12 protein-coding genes and 2 pseudogenes are annotated in these 9,900 nt (G+C 68.5%); 5 read left to right on the top strand and 9 right to left on the bottom strand.

Annotation, left to right across the window (positions count from 1 at the left end):
- The 5 genes and pseudogenes from BJQ90_RS04230 to BJQ90_RS04210 form a co-directional block, all read right to left on the bottom strand.
- Positions 1 to 234, bottom strand: a pseudogene (locus BJQ90_RS04230) (hypothetical protein); the annotation flags it as partial.
- A gap of 410 nt (positions 235 to 644) precedes the next feature.
- Entirely contained in the window at positions 645 to 1,010 is a 366-nt protein-coding gene (locus BJQ90_RS04225; protein ID WP_226759059.1) for a hypothetical protein, read from the bottom strand.
- A gap of 271 nt (positions 1,011 to 1,281) precedes the next feature.
- Positions 1,282 to 1,638, bottom strand: coding sequence for an Hpt domain-containing protein (locus BJQ90_RS04220; RefSeq protein ID WP_226759058.1), 357 nt, complete (start codon positions 1,636 to 1,638; stop codon positions 1,282 to 1,284).
- Positions 1,639 to 1,774: 136 nt separating this feature from the next.
- Positions 1,775 to 2,188, bottom strand: coding sequence for a hypothetical protein (locus BJQ90_RS04215; protein WP_226759057.1), 414 nt, complete (start codon positions 2,186 to 2,188; stop codon positions 1,775 to 1,777).
- Positions 2,185 to 2,580 (bottom strand): cupredoxin domain-containing protein, encoded by a 396-nt coding sequence (locus BJQ90_RS04210; RefSeq protein WP_226759056.1) that lies wholly within the window; start codon positions 2,578 to 2,580, stop codon positions 2,185 to 2,187. The genes BJQ90_RS04215 and BJQ90_RS04210 overlap by 4 nt, the downstream gene beginning before the upstream one ends.
- 169 nt (positions 2,581 to 2,749) lie before the next feature.
- Between BJQ90_RS04210 and BJQ90_RS22670 the strand changes: the two genes are divergently transcribed.
- Both BJQ90_RS22670 and BJQ90_RS04205 read left to right on the top strand, forming a co-directional pair.
- The gene (locus BJQ90_RS22670; RefSeq protein WP_319004598.1) at positions 2,750 to 3,028 is read left to right on the top strand and encodes an NADPH-dependent FMN reductase; all 279 of its coding nucleotides are present in this window, start codon (positions 2,750 to 2,752) and stop codon (positions 3,026 to 3,028) included.
- Positions 2,950 to 3,330 carry an NADPH-dependent FMN reductase gene (locus BJQ90_RS04205; protein WP_319004599.1) on the top strand — a complete coding sequence of 127 codons (381 nt, stop codon included), beginning with the start codon at positions 2,950 to 2,952 and terminating at the stop codon, positions 3,328 to 3,330. The genes BJQ90_RS22670 and BJQ90_RS04205 overlap by 79 nt, the downstream gene beginning before the upstream one ends.
- Positions 3,331 to 3,369: 39 nt before the next feature.
- On the opposite strand, the gene BJQ90_RS04200 is transcribed toward BJQ90_RS04205, so the two are convergent.
- Entirely contained in the window at positions 3,370 to 3,942 is a 573-nt protein-coding gene (locus BJQ90_RS04200) for an MOSC domain-containing protein (RefSeq protein WP_226759055.1), read from the bottom strand.
- Positions 3,943 to 3,978: 36 nt separating this feature from the next.
- The gene (locus tag BJQ90_RS04195; protein WP_226759054.1) at positions 3,979 to 4,773 is read right to left on the bottom strand and encodes a DeoR/GlpR family DNA-binding transcription regulator; all 795 of its coding nucleotides are present in this window, start codon (positions 4,771 to 4,773) and stop codon (positions 3,979 to 3,981) included.
- A 165-nt stretch (positions 4,774 to 4,938) separates the two neighbouring features.
- On the opposite strand from BJQ90_RS04195, the gene galT reads away from it, so the two are divergent.
- The 3 genes from galT to galE are packed head-to-tail and all read left to right on the top strand — an operon-like array spanning position 4,939 to position 8,299.
- Positions 4,939 to 6,114 (top strand): galactose-1-phosphate uridylyltransferase, encoded by a 1,176-nt coding sequence (galT, locus tag BJQ90_RS04190; RefSeq protein WP_226759053.1) that lies wholly within the window; start codon positions 4,939 to 4,941, stop codon positions 6,112 to 6,114.
- Complete coding sequence (galK, locus tag BJQ90_RS04185; protein ID WP_226759052.1) at positions 6,111 to 7,295, top strand: galactokinase; 1,185 nt, start codon at positions 6,111 to 6,113, stop codon at positions 7,293 to 7,295. The genes galT and galK overlap by 4 nt, the downstream gene beginning before the upstream one ends.
- Complete coding sequence (galE, locus tag BJQ90_RS04180) at positions 7,292 to 8,299, top strand: UDP-glucose 4-epimerase GalE (RefSeq protein WP_226759051.1); 1,008 nt, start codon at positions 7,292 to 7,294, stop codon at positions 8,297 to 8,299. Before galK ends, galE begins: the two co-directional genes overlap by 4 nt.
- Here galE and BJQ90_RS04175 read toward each other — a convergent pair.
- On the bottom strand, positions 8,293 to 9,336 hold the full coding sequence (locus BJQ90_RS04175; protein WP_413463634.1) for a LacI family DNA-binding transcriptional regulator: 1,044 nt from the start codon (positions 9,334 to 9,336) through the stop codon (positions 8,293 to 8,295). The two genes, galE and BJQ90_RS04175, sit on opposite strands and share 7 nt — an antisense overlap.
- 5 nt (positions 9,337 to 9,341) lie before the next feature.
- Positions 9,342 to 9,900: pseudogene (locus BJQ90_RS04170) on the bottom strand (gfo/Idh/MocA family oxidoreductase); the annotation flags it as partial.

The following is a 9,900-nucleotide window of genomic DNA, read 5'->3' as shown; positions in this document are numbered from 1 at the left end:
CAGGGTCTCCAAGGCCTTCGCGAACGACGCATCGAGCTTCACCGCGGTCGATACCCCGGTCAGCGCCGGGATCGAGGCCAGCGGCTTCGGCTTCTCAGCCGCAGCCGAAGAGGACGCCGAGGACGAGGTGGCCGGAGCGGAGGACGCAGTGTTGGCCGGGCTGCAGGCAGCCAGGGAGAACATGAGCGAACCGGCAGCGGCAACGCCGAGGAAAGTCTTGAGAGATGTACGCATGGCAGTACTCCTTGAAAATGGTTCAATGGGATGTTCCCGTTCCCGCGGCCGTGAAACACGGCCTGACATTTTCCAGCGGGTCCGGCTTGGTCTGTCAGGAGTACTTCGGAAACACCCCCCACCCCGGATGGGTCACCACCCAACCGAAACCAACCCGTTACACAACCACCCTCATTTTGGATCAAACAGACCAAGGTGCCGAAATGGGGCTTCGCATCCCGTCGTTCGCTGATATGTAGGCCGGGTTGTCAAGAGGCAGAGATGAGCGGCTCCTGGCTTTGTGGTTCCCGGGGCCGCTCATCGTGTGCCGGTCCGGTCGTGGTGTGAGTGGTGGCGAGCAGTTCCGCCTGCTCGACGTCGGCCACGCAGGTGAACTGCAGTGCCGGTTCATCAAAGTGCTGGCGGTGCAGTCACCGGCTGTGTTCCTGCGTCCATCTGGTCTCTTTGGGGTAGCGGATGCCGTGGCGCAACAGGATGGCGTTCACGTCCCGCCGGTCGGTCTTAATCCGGTCCCCGGGTGCGCGCAGCAGTTTCGAGGACGCCGCGACGACGCAGCTGATGCCGACAGCCCGCAGGTAGCGGGCCAGGACGAACCCGGTCGGCCCCGACTCGTAGACGACCTTGACGGGCGGCTCGAACCGGCGGATCCACTCCAGGACCATCGCCGGGTCAGCGGCCATCGTGTGGGTGCTGATTTCACCGGTGTCCGGGTTTAATGCATGGCCCACGACGTTGACCGCGTGAACATCCAGACCAATGAAAGTATGCTCAAACATAGCCGGGACCTCCCAAACTTCACATGTGGCACTACCATTGCACCCCCCGAGGCGCCGTCAGGCCAAGGGAGCCGTTAATGGCAACCCACGGACCCCTGTGAAACAGAAGGCCCCGGCCCCTTTGCCCGTACCTGGCCCCGGACGGGGCTGAGGCCCCCGCACCCCTCACTTCATATCGTCGTCTAGGAAGCGGTAAGTCGGGGTGCGGCTACCCGGCAGCGGAGCCGGCGACTCGCGCCCGGGCGCATCGGTGGCGACGGCATATGACGGTTTATAAGGCTGGCACCGGCACGATGGCATCGCGGGGAAACGCGCCCGCGACAGCGTGCAAAGCCGATGCGAAGTCGGCTGCCAGCCGCGCGAGCGCGCCGGCGTGGGGTATCCGTTGTCCGCGGAGTTCCACCTCCAGGCCCGAGCAATAAAGGGTCAGCTGCTCCGCTCCGAGCATTGCCGAGCTTGCCTTGAGGATGAGGACGGCGTTCAGGGCGGCGACTGGATCTGACTGGCCCAGTGCATCGTTCGCGCGGCTGAGGCGGTCCTCAAGAAGGTCGAGGAAATCATCCGCGAACCTGGCCGCCGCAGCAGGGCCGACGTGATCGATCAGAGCCTGCAGCTCTACGGGGTTCAAAACCGGTGTTGGTGCGGTGCCGGCTCCGGAGTGCGGCTTTGTGTGCTTGTGCTCGTGCCCTGGAGCCCCGGGCAGCGGTCTATTCATAGCGTCCCCCAACGTCATGCTGCCCAGCCTAGTCTGCGATCCGGCCCAGTCACAACGAGCCGGCTGCGCCGGTCCGTCCCCGGGGGGCAGATCGGAAGAGGCCGACGGCGGCCAGGAGGACTCCTGCTCCTTCCGCGACCGCGCTGAGCGACTTCTCGAAAAACCACACCGGATCGTACATCGCCGGGAAAGGACCGAAGGCCGGAACATCAACGTAGCGGTACAACACCACGGCGACGAAACCGCTCAGCGCCACTATCAGGGCCAGGGCGTAGGAGGCTCTGCTGCCCCGGATCAGAACATAGAGCCCTGCCAGCACGGCCGCGGCGGATTCGAGCAGGAACAGGGTGCCCTGCCCGATCCCGCCGGGGGAGGCGGCCTGGTAGCCCGGGGCCAGATGGATATGGACGCCGGCATCGATGAACAACGCGAGGGCTGTCAGCACCCGCAGGGCCGTGTTCATTTAACCGTCAGCGTCCCGTGCATATTGGGGTGATAGGTGCAGTGGTAGGCGTAGGTGCCGGGCGCCGACGGGGCCGTGAACGTGCCCGTCCCGCCGCCTCCCCGGACATCGACGTCAAATGCCGAGCCCTGGTCCGCAGTGACGGTGTGGGCCGCGTTGTCCATGTTGGTGACCATCACGACGGCGCCCGGTGCGACCGTCACCGGCGTGCCGAAATCGAAGTTCCTGATGGTGATGGTGGCCGCCGCCGTCGCCGCGCTGGTAGCGCCCGCCGTCGTCGTGCTGGTCGCCGGCGCGGTAGCCGCCCCGGAACTTCCGCCACCGGGGGCGCACCCGCCCACTAGCAGCGCCGCCAGCAGCAGCGCTGCGGCCCGGGCCTGAATCGCTTTCATGGTGTACCGCCCTCGACGCCGGAACCCAGGGCCGTGTGGCCCTGCCTGTCCTACAATTGTGCGCGCAGCCGGCCGAAATGACTCCGGCGGCCGGACATTCGGGAACGTCCGGTGGCCGATGGTTGTTATTCCCTGAGTAGGATGCGTTCCTTGGGAACTGGTGGCTGTTATGGCGAAGATTGCTGTGGTGGTCGGATCCACCCGGCCAGGCCGGCTTGGAAAGCCGGTTGCTGACTGGGTCTATGCCCGCGCGACGGAACGCGCCGACGCCAGTTTCGAGATGCTTGACGTGGCCGACTTTGGTCTTCCGCTCCTGGACGAGCCGCTGCCGCCCTCGCGGGGACAGCACGAACACGCCCACACAATCGCCTGGGCCGCGGCTGTGGCCCGCTTCGACGGCTACATCTTCGTGACCGGCGAGTACAACCACCCATTCCGGCGTCCCTGAAGAACGCCCTGGACTTTCTCTATGGGGAGTGGAACAACAAGGCTGCCGCCTTTGTCAGTTACGGGAGCGGGGGCGGCATCCGCGCCGTGGAGCACCTGCGGCAGGTTGCCGGCGAACTGCAGATGGCGGACGTGCGGGCCCAGGTGGCATTGACGCTTGCCACCGAATTCGAGAACTACCGGACGTTCACACCGTCGGACAAGGCGGAGCGGGCCCTGGGGATCCTGTTTGACCAGGTCATCGCCTGGTCGGACGCCCTGAGGGCCCTGCGGCCCCGGCCGGACCTGCCCCCCGGCACGTAGAGGCCAGACTCGCGCGCAGCTCCCGGCCAGCGCCGGCAGCTACGGCAGGCGCGAGGGTTGCAGCAGCGTCGGGGTTCCTGCCTGCCCGGGATCCAGCGGCACGGGGCTGATCAGCACGGCCGGCCCGCGGTGCAGCAGGCCGTCCGAGAGCGGCATGCAGCGCACTCCGCCCCGGCCGCGCATGGCGGCGTGCGCCCCGGGCGCGAGCATCTGGTCCATCCAGGCACACGGGTGCGCAGGCCGTCCGGCCCGGAGCCGCACAAGTTCCCCGCGCGATTCCAGCGCGAAGTCCCCGCCGAGCAGCGGAGCCAGCTGGGCCCCCTTGAGGACAACATTGCGCCGGGTCAGCAGCGGGTCAAACGGCTCGACTCCCAGCTCCGCAGCCATCGCCTCGAGGGCTTCGGCGGCGATCAGGGTGACGGCCGCATCCATGTGCGCGGCCTTGCCGAAGAACCGGTCGCCGACGATGCCCTTGCCGGCCACCAGCTCGACCCGCTCGGCGTCTGTCGTGGAGACGTCAGCTGCGCCCTCGCGGGCGCGGCCGAAGTAGGCGTGGGCCGGGGACACGAGCAGGTGAAGGACCTCGACGTCGTACCTGTAGCTTTCGGTCATGCCCCAAAACTATCTCCACGGTCCTGCTGGCGGAAACTACGGTCGAGCACCTGAAGGGGTGCTGCCGCCCGCCAGCCGCAGCCGGCCCACCCGCTCACTGAGGATCCGCTGGGCTTCCCCGGGCAGTCCCACATCGGAAATGAGTTCGTCGGCGTCCTCCAGGGCGGCGATGGTGCTGATGCCCAGGGTCCCCCATTTGGTGTGGTCGGCGAGTACTACGACCCGGCGGGCGGCGGCGACGAAGGCACGGTCCGTCTCGGCCTCCAGCACGTTCGGGGTGGTGAACCCGGCGTCGGCATCCACGCCGTGGACGCCCAGGAACAGCACGTCCAGGTGCAGCTGCTTCAGCGAGGACGTGGCGAGCGGCCCCACCAGGGCGTCGGAGGGCGTGCGCTCGCCGCCGGTGAGGATCACGGTGGAGGGGGAGGAACTCTGGTGGAACACGTCTGCGATGCGCACCGAATTGGTGACCACGGTGATCCGGGGGCCGGCGGAGAGCAGCTGCGCCAGCGCCCAGGTGGTGGTGCCCGCGCTGAGCCCCACGGCCATGCCCTCGCGGACCTGGGCGGCCGCCTCATGCGCGATCGCCATCTTCTCGTCCTGCAGTTGCGTGACCTTCAGCTCGAAACCGGGCTCGTGGGTGCCCACGCCGCCGGGGATCTTCGCCCCGCCATGGATCTTCTCCACGGCGCCCGCGGCATCCAGCGCCTCGATGTCCCGCCGGACCGTCATGAGGGACACGCCCAGTAGCTTCGCGAGGTCCGTGACGCGGACAATGCGCTCACGCTGGACCTCCGCGATGATGGCCGAATGGCGGGCTGCGGCTAGCATTCTGCGTCCTTCGTGGGTGCTGACGGGGAAATAGGGTGAGGACGACGGCGACTGGGCTGGCCTCCTGCGTCTATCCTAACTTCCGCGCACCGCCAAACACACAGAATTCCTGCTTTATTTTGTTCTCTATTGTTTGAAAATGTTTTATCGTGTAAAACTGAAACCATGACGCGAACCACGACGACCCGGCTGGCCGACGGCCGCGCGATTCTCTACTTTGACGACGCCGGCACCGCCGAACGCCCCGCGGAATCCCTCGTGGACCACCGGGACCTGCCGGCGCGCCCCGAACCCGGCCAACTGCGCTTCGATGCGCTCAGCCGCGAATGGGTCGCCGTCGCCGCGCACCGGCAGTCGCGGACCCACCTGCCGCCGGCAGACCAGTGCCCGATCTGCCCGACGACGCCGGCCAACCAGACGGAAATCCCGGCACCGGACTACGACGTCGCCGTCTTCGAAAACCGCTTTCCCTCGCTCGGCCCCGCCACGCACGACGTTCCCGCGGCGCCCGGCTGGGGGACCACCGGCCCCGCCGTCGGCCGCTGCGAAGTGGTGGCCTTCACCCCGCAGCACACCGGATCCTTCGCCGAACTGGGCTGGCGGCGCACCCGAACGGTGATCGACGCCTGGGCACACCGGACGTCGGCCCTCAGCGACCTGCCCGGCATCCGGCAGGTCTTCCCGTTCGAAAACCGGGGTGCCGACATCGGCGTCACCCTGCACCACCCGCACGGGCAGATCTACGCCTACCCCTACATCACGCCGCGCGCCGCGGCCCTGGCCGCCGCGGCCGGCGAATACGCCGGCGCCTCGGACGGATCGTCGACCCTGACGTCCTCGCTGCTCCGGGCCGAACGCGGCGACGGCAGCCGGATGGTGCTCGAAGGCGAACACTTCAGCGCCTACGTCCCCTTCGCGGCCCGCTGGCCGCTGGAAGTCCATCTCGTCCCGCACCGCGAGGTCCCGGACCTCGCCGCCCTGAACGGGGCGGAACGGGACGAACTGGCGGTGCTCTACCCCGAACTCCTCAAGCGCTTTGACGCCCTGTATCCGACGCCGACCCCCTACATCGCGGCCTGGCACCAGGCCCCGCTGGAGCCGGCCATGCGCCGGGCCGGCCATCTGCACCTGCAGCTGACTTCGCCCCGCCGCGCCGCCGACAAGCTCAAGTACCTGGCCGGCTCCGAAGCCGCCATGGGCGCCTTCATCAACGACACCACCCCCGAATCCGTCGCTGCCCGGCTGCGCGAAGTGGCCGGTGGAGTGGCCCGCGACGCCGCCTCCGCCCCGGCCGGCGCCGGAACCCGCACCGCACTGACCCCGGAAGGCGCCCCCGCATGAACACGACCACACGCACCGACGCCGGGACCGGCGGCCTGCCCGACAGTCTGACCAGCCGTTTCGAGGCGACCTTCGGCGCGGCCCCGGACGGTATCTGGGCCGCCCCCGGCCGGGTGAACCTGATCGGCGAACACACCGACTACAACGAGGGCTTCGTCCTGCCGTTCGCGATCGACAAGCGGGCGACGACGGCGGTCCGGCTCCGGGGCGACTCCACCGTCCGGCTAATCTCCACCGTCGGGGACCAGGGGCTCGTCGAAGCCGACGCCGCCGCCCTGGCCCCGGGCACCGTCATCGGCTGGGCCAAGTACCCCCTCGGTGTGGTCTGGGCCCTGCAGCAGCATGGCATCGAGGTCCCCGGTTTTGACCTCCTGCTCGACTCCGACGTCCCGCCCGGCGCGGGGCTGTCCTCCTCGCACGCGATCGAGTGCGCCGTCGTCACGGCATTGAACGAACTCACCGGCGCCGGGCTGACCGCCGAGGAGATGGTCACCCTCACCCAACATGCCGAAAACGTCTTCGTCGGCGCACCCACCGGCATCATGGACCAGTCGGCGTCGCTGCGCGGCGCGAGCGGCCGGGCCGTTTTCCTCGACTGCCGCGACCAGTCCGTGGAACTCGTGCCGTTCCAGGCGCAGGAGCACGGCCTAGTGCTGCTGGTGATCGACACAAAGGTCTCGCACTCGCACGCAGACGGCGGCTACGCCTCCCGCCGCGCGTCCTGCGAGCTCGGAGCCGAGGTCCTGGGCGTGAAGGCCTTGCGGGATTTCGGTGTCGCGGACCTCGTGGAGGCCAGCGGGCTGCTCGATCCGGTGACCTTCCGGCGGGTCCGCCACATCGTCACCGAAAACGACCGCGTGCTGCAGACCGTGGCCACCCTCCGGTCCGAGGGCCCGGCCGGAATCGGCCGCCTGCTCGATGCCAGCCACGCCTCCATGCGGGACGACTTCGAGATCTCCTGCCCCGAACTGGACCTCGCCGTGGACACGGCCCGCAGCCACGGCGCCATCGGCGCGAGGATGACCGGCGGCGGTTTCGGCGGCTCGGCGATCGCCCTCACCCCGGTGCAGCACGAGCAGCAGGTCCGCGACGCCGTCGTCCGCGCCTTCGCCGGCGCCGGCTTCACTGCGCCGGACATCTTCACCGTCACCCCGGCCGCCGGAGCCGAGCGCGTCCGATGAGAATCCTGGTCACCGGCGGCGCCGGCTACATCGGCTCGCACACCGTCCTGTCACTGCAGCAAGCCGGCCACGAGGTAGTGGTCATCGACAATCTGGTGAACTCCAGTGCGGAATCATTGCGCCGGGTAGCCGAACTCAGCGGCACGCCTGCAGTTTTCCACCGTGCGGACCTCGTGGACGAGTCCGCCGTCGACGCCGTCTTCGCCGGGCACGCGATCGACGCCGTCATCCACTTTGCCGGGCTCAAGGCGGTCGGCGAATCCGTCCGGGAACCTCTGCACTACTACTACAACAATCTCGTCGGCACCCTGAACCTGCTCCGGGTCATGGACCGCCGTGGAGTCCGTTCGATCGTCTTCAGCTCCTCCGCCACCGTCTACGGAGAGCACAACCCGGTCCCGTACCTCGAGAAGATGGAAATCGGGGCCAACAACCCCTATGGCCGCACCAAGGAACAGGTCGAGGACATCCTCGCGGACCTCGGTGCCGCCGACAGTCGCTGGCAGATCGCGCTGCTGCGCTACTTCAACCCGGTGGGCGCCCACCCGTCGGGCCGGATCGGCGAGGACCCGCAGGGCGTTCCCAACAACCTCGTGCCGTTCATCGCCCAAGTCGCGGTGGGCCGGCGTGAGAAGCTCATGGTGTTCGGCGGCGACTACGACACCCCGGACGGGACCTGCCAGCGGGACTACATCCACGTCGTCGACCTCGCCGACGGCCACGTCGCCGCGCTGGACCACATCACGGGCCGCCCCGGGGTCTACCGCTGGAACCTGGGCTCCGGGAAAGGCTCCTCGGTACTGGAGGTGCTGCGCGCCTTCGAAAAGGCCGCCGGCAAGAGAATTCCCTACGAGATCACCGGACGCCGCTCCGGGGACCTGCCCGCGTTCTGGGCCGATGCGTCCTCGGCACTGGCCGACCTCAGCTGGTCCACCACCAGGACGGTGGACCAGATGTGCGAGGACCACTGGCGCTGGCAGAAGAACAACCCGCAGGGCTACTGAACTCCGGCCCCCGGGCAGCCGCAGGACTGCCGGATCCGCAGCTCGGTGGGGAAGATGCGGTGCTCCGCTGGCTCCCCGCGGCGCGCCCCGAGGAGCGCGCTGACGGCCGCTTCCGCCATCACCCGGACCGGCTGCTCCACGGTCGTGAGGGCGGGCCAGCTGTATTCGGCCTCGGCCGAGCCGTCGAAGGACGTCAGGGCGATGTCGCCCGGCGCGGTGAGGCCGGCTTCGTGGATGGCGCGCAGGATGCCGATCGCCTGCATGTCCGAACTGGCGAAAATGGCCGCCGGGCGGTTCGCCGAGGCGAGCAGCCTTTGGCCGGCGGCATAGCCCCCGTCCCGACTGAAGGTGCCACGGACGACCGGACCCTCCGGCAGCCCTGCCGCGGCAAGGGCCTGCAGCCAGCCCTCTTCCCGGAGGTCGTAGTCCTGGGAAACGTTGGTGCCCATGGCGAGGGCGATGTTGGTGTGCCCGTGTCCGATCAGGTGTTCCACCGCCATCCGTGCGCCGGCTGCCAGGTCCACACCCACGCTGTTGAAGCCGGGGGCCTTGCCGCCGTGGTTCAGGAGCACCGCGGGAATCTCACCCGATTCCAGTGCCTCGAGGTCCGGTTCAAACAGCACACTGGCGAGAACCACTCCGTCCACCTGGCGGGAGGCGAGGTTGCGGATGTTCCGGCGTTCCTTGGCCAGGTTTCCGTCCGAGTTGGTCAGCAGCAGTGCGTAGCCGCGTGCGGCGGCGGCGTCCTCGACGGCATGGGCCAGCAGCGAGAAGAACGGGTTGGTGTTGTCCGGGATGACCAGGCCGATCGTCTCGCTGGAGCCCAGCTTCAGCGCCCGCGCCGCAGCGTTCGGCCGGTAGCCCAGGATGCGGATTGCATCCTGGACCTTCGCTTCCGTCGCGGGGGCCACCTTCTTCGGCCCGCCGTTGACGACATAACTGACGACGGCGGTGCTCACGCCCGCGTAGCGGGCGACGTCCTTGCGGGTCACCGGGCCGCGGGGGGTGTGCACTGCCGAAGTCGTCATGGAGTCCATGCTAGCTAGCTGCGGGGCGGCGCGCCGCCGAAATCGCGGATCGGCAGGCGTTCACCGTTGCGCTGGGCGGAGGCGTGCGCCACGATGCCGGGCAGCGTGAAGCGCGCCGCCACCCAGGCGTTGACCGGCGGGAGGGACCCGCTGTTGACCGCGGTCACGAAATCGTCCACGAGGAACTGGTGGCTCCCCTCGTGCCCGTTCGGCGCACCCCGGTATTCCTCCGGCAGCCGGCTGCTGTCGTGCACCGGCGCCAGCCCGGAGATGAAGGCGTCCCGCAGCTCGGGGGCGACGTCCGACAGGGACGGATCGTCCAGCGGAATGCTGGGCCGGGTTTCCAGCCGGGCCGAGACGTCGTGGACCGCTTTCTTGTCCTGCCACACGCTGACGGTGGCGAGCTGTTCGAAGCTGGCCTCGGTTCCGAAGAAACGGAAGCGGGATTCGCGGATGTGCGAGGGGTAGCCCACGCGGCGCATTTCATTGGTGCGCATCACCCCTCCGTCGTTCAGTTCGAAAAGGGCCGTGGCGTTGGAGAAATCGTTGCCGAACATGCTGACGTCCTTGTCG

This window comes from Arthrobacter sp. SO3, assembly GCF_020532825.1.
Taxonomy (GTDB): Bacteria; Actinomycetota; Actinomycetes; order Actinomycetales; family Micrococcaceae; genus Arthrobacter.
Note: the sequence above shows the minus strand (reverse complement) of the source record. Positions and strands in the feature narration are given on the sequence as shown.

Bases quoted from the DNA above. Each gene is read 5' to 3' on its own strand.
- BJQ90_RS04225 (WP_226759059.1), bottom strand. From the start codon at position 1,010: ATGTTTGAGCATACTTTCATTGGTCTGGATGTTCACGCGGTCAACGTC.
- BJQ90_RS04215 (WP_226759057.1), bottom strand. From the start codon at position 2,188: ATGAACACGGCCCTGCGGGTGCTGACAGCCCTCGCGTTGTTCATCGAT.
- BJQ90_RS04210 (WP_226759056.1), bottom strand. From the start codon at position 2,580: ATGAAAGCGATTCAGGCCCGGGCCGCAGCGCTGCTGCTGGCGGCGCTG.
- BJQ90_RS22670 (WP_319004598.1), top strand. From the start codon at position 2,750: ATGGCGAAGATTGCTGTGGTGGTCGGATCCACCCGGCCAGGCCGGCTT.
- BJQ90_RS04200 (WP_226759055.1), bottom strand. From the start codon at position 3,942: ATGACCGAAAGCTACAGGTACGACGTCGAGGTCCTTCACCTGCTCGTG.
- BJQ90_RS04195 (WP_226759054.1), bottom strand. From the start codon at position 4,773: ATGCTAGCCGCAGCCCGCCATTCGGCCATCATCGCGGAGGTCCAGCGT.
- galT (WP_226759053.1), top strand. From the start codon at position 4,939: ATGACGCGAACCACGACGACCCGGCTGGCCGACGGCCGCGCGATTCTC.
- galK (WP_226759052.1), top strand. From the start codon at position 6,111: ATGAACACGACCACACGCACCGACGCCGGGACCGGCGGCCTGCCCGAC.
- galE (WP_226759051.1), top strand. From the start codon at position 7,292: ATGAGAATCCTGGTCACCGGCGGCGCCGGCTACATCGGCTCGCACACC.
- BJQ90_RS04175 (WP_413463634.1), bottom strand. From the start codon at position 9,336: ATGGACTCCATGACGACTTCGGCAGTGCACACCCCCCGCGGCCCGGTG.